This window comes from Brevundimonas sp. SL161, from assembly GCF_049896985.1.
Classification (GTDB): domain Bacteria; phylum Pseudomonadota; class Alphaproteobacteria; order Caulobacterales; family Caulobacteraceae; genus Brevundimonas.
This window is the reverse complement of the sequence record NZ_JAFCVJ010000050.1, coordinates 1-6,879: the sequence shown is the minus strand read 5'-3', so window position 1 is coordinate 6,879 and position 6,879 is coordinate 1. Positions and strand designations below refer to the sequence as shown.

At 61.8% G+C, this 6,879-nt stretch carries 6 protein-coding genes and 1 pseudogene; 5 read left to right on the top strand and 2 right to left on the bottom strand.

Translation table 11 applies throughout. The annotated features are described in order from the left end of the window. The first annotated feature begins 171 nt into the window (after nt 1–171). Nucleotides 172–2,007 (top strand): ATP-binding protein, encoded by a 1,836-nt coding sequence (locus ACP7AU_RS17160; RefSeq protein WP_426052202.1) that lies wholly within the window; start codon nt 172–174, stop codon nt 2,005–2,007. Nucleotides 2,008–2,464: 457 nt separating this feature from the next. Here ACP7AU_RS17160 and ACP7AU_RS17155 read toward each other — a convergent pair. Continuing rightward, nucleotides 2,465–2,646 (bottom strand): annotated as a pseudogene (locus tag ACP7AU_RS17155) (transposase); the annotation flags it as partial. A 341-nt stretch (nt 2,647–2,987) separates the two neighbouring features. Between ACP7AU_RS17155 and ACP7AU_RS17150 the strand changes: the two are divergent. The 4 genes from ACP7AU_RS17150 (at nt 2,988) to ACP7AU_RS17135 (ending at nt 5,229) form a co-directional block, all read left to right on the top strand. Further along, entirely contained in the window at nt 2,988–3,737 is a 750-nt protein-coding gene (locus ACP7AU_RS17150; protein ID WP_426052201.1) for a M48 family metallopeptidase, read from the top strand. Nucleotides 3,738–3,788: 51 nt separating this feature from the next. Further along, nucleotides 3,789–3,977 carry a hypothetical protein gene (locus tag ACP7AU_RS17145; protein ID WP_426052200.1) on the top strand — a complete coding sequence of 63 codons (189 nt, stop codon included), beginning with the start codon at nt 3,789–3,791 and terminating at the stop codon, nt 3,975–3,977. 470 nt (nt 3,978–4,447) lie between these two features. Continuing rightward, complete coding sequence (locus tag ACP7AU_RS17140; RefSeq protein WP_426052199.1) at nt 4,448–4,864, top strand: BLUF domain-containing protein; 417 nt, start codon at nt 4,448–4,450, stop codon at nt 4,862–4,864. A gap of 158 nt (nt 4,865–5,022) precedes the next feature. After that, on the top strand, nt 5,023–5,229 hold the full coding sequence (locus tag ACP7AU_RS17135) for a hypothetical protein (RefSeq protein WP_426052198.1): 207 nt from the start codon (nt 5,023–5,025) through the stop codon (nt 5,227–5,229). Between the two features lie 179 nt (nt 5,230–5,408). On the opposite strand, the gene ACP7AU_RS17130 is transcribed toward ACP7AU_RS17135, so the two are convergent. Further along, a complete protein-coding gene (locus ACP7AU_RS17130) occupies nt 5,409–6,623 on the bottom strand; it encodes a DUF418 domain-containing protein (RefSeq protein WP_426052197.1) in 1,215 nt (404 codons plus the stop codon). Nucleotides 6,624–6,879: the final 256 nt, after the last annotated feature.

Below are 6,879 nucleotides of genomic sequence, written 5' to 3'. Positions count from 1 at the left end.
CCAGCCCCAGCTAAACGCCATCGCCCGGCAGCTCAATGAACGGCCCAGAAAGACCTTGCTCTATCGGACGCCAGCGGAGACCTTCGCCGCGTGTGTTGCAGCGATCAGTTGAGCCCGCCGTTAAAAGCGGACGCTTGAAACCTCAGATGAACGCTCTCTGGTGCCTTTAGATTGTTCCTCTTCCAAAAGCCTTCTCCACTTTCATGGCTTTTTCATTCGCTTGCGCCAACATCACCCGTTCGTCTTCGGGGGATGGATGTGACGCGAAGCTTTTGGGGACTTGACCGATCGTTCGACGATACGGCGGACGCCACGCGAGTCCAATTCCGTGATCGTCTGTTTGCGGCCATAGCGGTCTTCCTGCTTTCGATGCAGCAAATGTCAGCTCCACAGTTGGCGCTCTGGATGTGTCTTTTCGCCCTCGGCGAAATCCTCCTGCGCGTTGCGACGGCCAAGAAAATGCGTCGGCTCTACCCGGTCGCCAGCCGAACTCTGCGACTGGTCAGTTCAACAATCGCTGCCAGTTCCTGGGCGGCCCTCGCATCGTTTTGGTGGTTGTCGGAAGGTGGGCATGGTGGGGCCGTCGCGCTTGCGCTGCTTTGCGGCGTTTTGGTTTACATCGTCCGCGGCTGCCATCGCTCCCTTGCGCATATGATCGCGGTTGCGGCTCCTGTGGTCGCCACCTTGCTTGTGGTCCCGTTCCTCGCTCCCGTTACGAGCGCAAGATTGGAGACGCTGACCGCGATGGTTCTTCTGATCCTGTTCACTGCGTCATCGGCTGTCGGTTCGTGGAAGGCGGAACGCCAACTCAATGAGCTGACCGACGGCCTTCGGGAAAAGGAGCAGGAAGCTTCCGCCGCCAATACGGCCAAGTCAGAGTTCCTGGCCAACATGAGCCATGAAATTCGCACGCCCCTAAACGGGATCGTCGCCATGGCTCATATGCTGAAAAGGGCCGATCTGTCGGCGGAGAACAAGGAAGCGGCTAACCTGATCGCCACCTCGGGCGATACCCTCGAAGCCTTGCTCTCGGACATCTTGGACACAGCCAAGATTGAGGCAGGGCGTCTAACCCTGGAGGAGACCCCCTTCCATTCGGGCGATCTCGTGCGGAGCGTGGCGGCGCTGCTACGCCTAAAGGCTGACGAAAAGGGCGTCCGGTTGCAGGTTGAAGTCGACCAGAGTCAGGATCGGATCCTAATGGGTGATCCAACCCGTCTCCGCCAAATCGTGACCAACCTCGTTTCAAACGCAGTGAAGTTCACCGACTCCGGTCAGGTGACTATCCGTCTCAACGCGGGCGTTGAAACCCGTCAGCGGATTTGGGTGACAGACACAGGCGTGGGTTTTGACCCGGCCTCCAAACATGCCCTGTTCGAGCGTTTCCAGCAGGCTGATGGATCGATCACGCGGAACTTTGGGGGCACCGGGCTGGGTCTCTCCATATCTAAAAGTCTCGCTGAAGCGATGGGGGGTACGCTCGATTGCGACAGTGCGCCGGGCGAAGGATCGACCTTCTGGTTGGACCTGAATCTCCCAGACTGCTTGATGGGGGAGAGCGATCAAACCCCTAGCGCCCCGGCCTGGCAGGAAGAAACGCCGCTGTCCGTCCTCGTCGCGGATGACCACCCCACCAATCGACGGGTGGTAGAATTGATTCTCAGTTCAGTTGGCATAAACGTCACCTGTGTCGAAGATGGGCTACAGGCGGTCCTCGCGACGCAAACACAGCTCTTCGACGCAATTCTGATGGACATGCAGATGCCTGTTATGGACGGCTTGACTGCCGTTAAGGAAATCCGCGCTCAGCAAACTGCTGCCGACAAGCGCATCCCCATATTGATGCTGACCGCGAACGCCTTGCCTGAGCATATCGCCGCCGGAAGAGAGGCAGGCGCGGATGGTCACATCACCAAGCCGTTCAACCCCGAACAGCTGCTTAAACGCATCCATGCCATAGCTGCTGAAGCAGATAAGGGCGGCGCGCGATTGGCGGACGCGGCGTAACTCACAAGTCGGAACAGGGCGGTAAGCGCCCCGCGCTGCCTGGTCCGGGCGTTGGCGCTGCCCGAGGACGACCTGAACTGGCTGAGCGGTATCCTATGGTTCCTACATTGCGCATTAGTCGAAGAGATCAGGCGCGTGGCGCGTACTTTCCGATAATTACGTGACACTCGGCTGCAGGGGGAGCGCTTCTGAACGAGGGTTTTATGCGATCAGCGCCGATGTGACCGTCCGCTTTGGGTCGGGATGAGCCATTGGCACGGCACCCAGAACCGGACGTTCGGCCCAGTGTGTGGATCGGCGTCGAAATCGGCCCCCATCGAGTGGCAGCCTAAGTGGTTGAATTCGCCACATAACAATACGTTCGCGCGCATGCTGACAGGCGTCTGTCGGGACCCAGTCTCGCCCCGCAATATTCAGCTCATTCAATATGTTATTTCATACCGGGTGGGGTCCCGCCTTCAACGCCGATCAACAGCTTCATCTCCGTCGGCAGCAGGCCGTCGTACTTCTTCTTCCAATTGAAGTACGTCGCCTGACTGATTCCGGCCCGCCGGCAGATATCTCCGCCACCGGCACGCCGTCGGCGCCCTGCTTCAGAATGAACGCCTTCTGGGCGTCCGAAAATGCTGATGCCTTCATGGTCTTCCGCTCCTTCCCAGCCAGGGAAATCTCAGCAGAAAACTCTAACGTCCAGTGATCCAGTTTCCGGGGAGCAGATCAGCCTCAGACCGGATAGCGGACATTGGCCCCGGCTGCCCAAACGCGGACCTGCCGCTGGAACCGGACCAGGTTCTGCAATGCGCCAGCATCGGTCCTTCGCGCCGCCGCTATTTTCTGCCTTGGCTCCATTCCTCTAAACGGCACCCACAATTCGCTGACTGACAGCACCTGATGGAGGGTTGAAGCGGGAACCCTTGCCATCTTCGCCGGGTTCATGTGCCGATCGTCGGTCTTGGTCCCGGCGAAGAAAGAAGATCTCCATGACACGTACCGCCCCGTTCGCTGCAGCCGGATTGAGCCTGACCCTCCTCTTGGGAGGGTGCGCCTACAACGATACGCTCGGCCGCAATCAGTTGATTCTCGCTGACTCGACCGGTCTCGAGCAGCAATCCGAAGCGGCCTGGCAGCAGCTGCTTCGGACCCAGAACCCCGCGCTGACAGGCGCTTCGGTCGACCGTATCCGTAGGATCGGGAACCGCTTGGTCGAGGCGGCGGGCCTAAGCAATCGCAGCTGGGACTATGCGGTGTTCAACAGCGAAAGCCCGAACGCCTTTGTCCTGCCGTCGGGCAAGATCGGCGTGACGACAAGCCTGCTGGCCTTGGTACAGAATGACGATCAGCTGGCGACCGTGATCGGCCACGAGATGGGCCACGTCGTCGCCCGGCACCCGGCGGAACGGGCGTCCTCGACCGCCTTGACCAATCTGGGTCTGCAGGTGGCGCAAGGCGTGGCCGGATCGCGCGGGCAGACCGTAGGATCGTTCGGGGCCATCGCGGCCCAATACGGCCTGTTGCTGCCCTACTCTCGTCGCGCCGAGTTGGAAGCCGATCGGCTGGGGGTCGACTATATGAACTCGGCCGGGTTCCGTCCGTCGCAGGCCGTGGCCCTGTGGCGTCTGATGGCGCAGCAGCGCCAGTCGGGTCAGCCGGAGTTCGCTTCTACCCACCCGTCGGACGCCACGCGAATCGCCGCGCTGGAGGCCTACATCCGCGAACGCGGCTGGAGCTGAGCTGGACCTTCACCACGCGCCTCTCCAGCCCTCAGTTGAGACCTCTTCCTGATGACCTACCCCGAACGCGTCGAGGCCCTGCTCGATATGGTCGACCCCGCCCGTGCGGCGGCACCAAGCCGGGGGCCAGAGCTGGCGGTGTTGGGGCTTGCCGTCGCCAAGCCTAAAGGCGGCTATAAGCCGACGAACGCCGGCTGGGTGCTGATCGGCAATCGTGGCAGGGCGTTCCAGTCGAACTGAGCGCCTATGGCTTGCCTTCGCGAGCCGCAGAGAAGCGCAAACAGTATCTGATCAGCAGGCCCGCGTTTCGGCGTTTTCGCGCCGACGCTGACCCCGCTCGGTCGGCCATTATTGCTTGATGGAGTCGTGGGGTAGCGGCTTCTGAGCCGACGGAAGTTTTCCCTGACAGCGCCTCCAGTATTCGGGGCGCAGATCCCTATGCGGCGTTCGACCGCGTGGAAATGCTAGCGGTCCTGCTCAACAGGTGGACTGTCCAGGGTTGCGGTGCCGGACCGAAGATTCAGAGAGGTTCGGGCTGTGGAAATGAGGTTCACACAAACGGCGAAGACCCCAGGCGTGGTTCGCGGCTCAGGCAAGGGCTATACGTTGGCCGGCGCGGCCCGTGTCTCGTTCTTTCTAGCTGCATTGAACAGCGGTTTTGATCCGGAGCGCATTGCGCGGAGCTGCTTTGGCGCGGGCGCGCCGGTCTGATGCGCAAGCTGGAGCTGATGGCGTACTTTAGTCTGGCCACAGGGCCGACCGAGTCGCTTGGGATCATCGCCGACATCCTCGCGGTGTCACAGCGCAACAACGGCAAAGACGGCCTGACCGGCGCGTTGGCCATCTGCGACGGCTGGTTCTTTCAGGCGATCGAAGGTAGCCCTTCCGCGATCGACGGCCTTCTGCGTCGGCTTGAGGCCGATCCACGCCACACCGATATCCGGGTTCTGCTTCGCCAGCCTGCGGCGACACGACTTTTTAGGGAGCGGACCATGACCAGCGTCCGGATCACACCGGATTTCGGCCCTGATCGCCTGCGCCTCATCAGTGAGTGCCAGACCCGACCGGAAATGGCAGTAGTGGCGCTGAAGAGCATCGTCGATGCACTGCATCCACCGTCTGATTAGTGTTTGCCGCCGCCCTCGCCAGCATTGGCGCAGCCCGTTGGCCAGGATAGCGGCACCGCGAAAGCGGACATTTAGCTATCCTTGGAATCATCACCTCAAAAGCGGTGTTGCAGCTTCGCCATTCTCCGCTAAGGGGGGCGAAAGACTAAACGGATACCTTGAAAATGCTCAGAAACTCACGTCTCGCATACGCAGCCATGCCGTTCGGTCTGGCACTCATCGTCGCTGGGCTGCTCCTTGGCCGCTGGGCGCACGGGCCGCTGTTCGGCATCTCGACCGATCTCTTGTCAGGCCTGATGTCGGGTGCCGGCATCGGGATAGTTCTCATGTCAGTAGTGGCGGGCGTCGGCACTCGACAAACCTGATGTGATCAGCAGGTGGTTGGATTTTGATTCTTAAGGCTCCTCACTTCTTGAATGTCAGCTATCCCCCCGAAAGAGACCCGGGCAACGTCCGCTCCCGGCGCGGCTGTCGAATGTCTGCTTTCTGACGTGGGGCCAATGACGGGGCACGACCCAGCGGTCATTGGCAGCGGCGTTGCCGATCAGCGTCGCAGCGGCGGCCTGACGCCATAAGTCGCCCAGCGCCACAGCCACTCGGCCGGGCCGAACCTATGCCGGGCCAGCCACCAGCGGCTGAACAGCACCTGCAGGGCGAACACGCCGACCGAGAAAACCAGCGCCAGCGTCGGCCCCATCCACGGCAGCAGCCCCAGGCCGAAACCGTACAGGACGAAAACGAAGAACAGGCTCTGCGTCAGGTAGTTGGTCAGGGCCATCTGGCCGACCGAACCCAGGCTGGACAGGCGACGCCGCACGGTCGGCCATTGGCATAGAATGACGATCAGGGCAGCGTAGCCGATGGCCAGGATCACGGCGACGGCAGGATTCAGGCCACGAAACAGCGGCTGGGCCCAAGTCATGGGTTCCAGCTCCAGCGACCGCATGATCGGCCGCGTCATCTGCAGCAGTAGCCCGACGGGAATCAAGGTGGCGGCCACGACGGCGAAGCCTTTCAGGTGTCGCTCCGGGGCCTGCAGCCAGCCCTGGCGGTAAATCCAGCTGCCGATCATGAACCGGCCCAGGATCCAGCCGAAATAGGACAGGGCCAGGGGCTCGGTGAAGAACTCGAGGAAGGCCCCGCGAAAGCTGGTGGCGACGAAGGCGAAGTAGTCGTCGCCGTTCAGGACCAGAGGCTCCAGCCGGGCGGCACCGGCCTCCATCATCGCCACGAAGCCGGGCGGGCCGCCGTCTCCGGTGATCTGGTACCAGGCCATGATGCCCGAGGGTAGCAGCCCGGTCAGGATCACGCCGACCGTCAGCAGCCAGCCGTCCGACCAGCGCCGCGTCAGCAGCAGCAGGAAGCCCATCAGGGCATAGGCGTTCAGGATATCGCCCATCCACAGCAGCGACGCGTGCGCCACACTGATGGCCAGCAGCACGGCCAGGCGGCGCAGATAGACCGCGGTGCCGTTGCCGCCGCGCGCGCCGATGCGGTCCATCATGATGGCGAAGCCAAAGCCGAACAGCATGGAGAACAGGGCCTGGGCCTTGCCGCCCATCATCTGGACCGACAGGAAGCCGACCACGTCCTCCAGCACCTTGAACTGGGTCAGGCCATGCACGGCCTCGCGGGGCACGACGAAGCCGCCCATGCCTTCGACGTTCATCCACAGCACGCCGAACAGGGCAAAGCCGCGGATAATGTCCAGCTCGCCGATGCGATCGGACACACCGGTCGGTGCGGTCAGGTCTGTCATTTGGCGGAGCCCCCTCTGTGCCCGCAACGCTAAGTAGATGTGCGAGAGACGGCAAGGGCGGCGACGACGGATCATCTGCTAGCGAGCTTTCTGATGCAGCCGGGTTATGGGCAGCAAAAACCCGGTTCACTCGATGCCTGACGTGACCCCCTGAAACTCCTCCAGGAATAGCTAGAGTCCGCCCCTCGAAAGGACGGACGGAATGAAGCGATCACGGTTCACGGAAGAGCAGATCATCGGGATCCTGCGCGAGCAG

Bases quoted from the DNA above. Each gene is read 5' to 3' on its own strand.
- ACP7AU_RS17140 (WP_426052199.1), top strand. From the start codon at position 4,448: ATGCGCAAGCTGGAGCTGATGGCGTACTTTAGTCTGGCCACAGGGCCG.
- ACP7AU_RS17145 (WP_426052200.1), top strand. From the start codon at position 3,789: ATGACCTACCCCGAACGCGTCGAGGCCCTGCTCGATATGGTCGACCCC.
- ACP7AU_RS17130 (WP_426052197.1), bottom strand. From the start codon at position 6,623: ATGACAGACCTGACCGCACCGACCGGTGTGTCCGATCGCATCGGCGAG.
- ACP7AU_RS17150 (WP_426052201.1), top strand. From the start codon at position 2,988: ATGACACGTACCGCCCCGTTCGCTGCAGCCGGATTGAGCCTGACCCTC.